At 38.2% G+C, this 762-nt stretch carries 1 protein-coding gene and 1 pseudogene; one reads left to right on the top strand and one right to left on the bottom strand.

What is annotated here, in order from left to right; genetic code table 11:
- Positions 1–156 (top strand): annotated as a pseudogene (locus ACRCJ0_RS17175) (energy coupling factor transporter S component ThiW); the annotation flags it as partial.
- Positions 157–273: 117 nt separating this feature from the next.
- On the opposite strand, the gene ACRCJ0_RS17170 reads toward ACRCJ0_RS17175, so the two are convergent.
- A partial coding sequence (locus ACRCJ0_RS17170) for a type 1 glutamine amidotransferase domain-containing protein (RefSeq protein WP_431391370.1) occupies positions 274–762 on the bottom strand: 489 nt, incomplete at its 5' end.

Genomic DNA, 762 nt, shown 5'->3' with positions numbered 1-762 from the left:
GTCTGGTTTACAGGGTCTGCCCAAGGTATGTATTGGTTTGTCTATACACCGCGGTTTATCTTAGGGGCATTATCAGGGTCATTAATTGCCTACCTAGTCCTGGTCAGAATAGACAAAGTGCCTTATATTCAACGGGTCAAGAAAACATTTGGCTAATAAGTTGAAGGCACAAAAAACTACCATTTGCGAGGTAGTTTTTTTCTATAAAAAGTGTTATCAAAAAAAGCGCTACACCTATTCAGATGTAACGCTTGCTTTTAGCTATATTAGAATTTATTTCAATGCATCGACAATTGCTTGATCAAATGCAGGTAAGTCTTCAGGCGTACGGCTTGAAATTAATTTACCAGCTTCATCGATCACAACTTCTTTGTCATAGAAATTTGCACCAGCATTTTTCACATCAATTGCCACTTGTTTCACTGCGGTAATGTCTTTACCTTTTAAGGTTTCAGCATTTACCAATAATTGAGGACCATGGCAGATGGTGAAAATCCATTTGTTGTTGCTGTCAAAATGACGTACAAAGTCTAACATGCTGTCATGTTTACGTAGTTGGTCAGGTGAATAGCCACCAGGAATTAATAAGGCATCGAAATCTTTCGCTTCTACTTCATCGATAGATTTTTCAATAGTTACTTCAGTTCCTTCAGCTTTACCACGAACAGTTTCACCGGCTTTCATACCGATTGTGACGACTTCATGTCCTGCTGCTTCTAAAGCTTTCTTTGGTTCAGTATATTCAGAGTCTTCAAATAAGTT

It is taken from the genome of Aerococcus sp. L_32, from assembly GCF_050689315.1.
The sequence above is the reverse complement of the archived record's forward strand: the minus strand, read 5'-3'. Positions and strand labels throughout refer to the sequence as shown.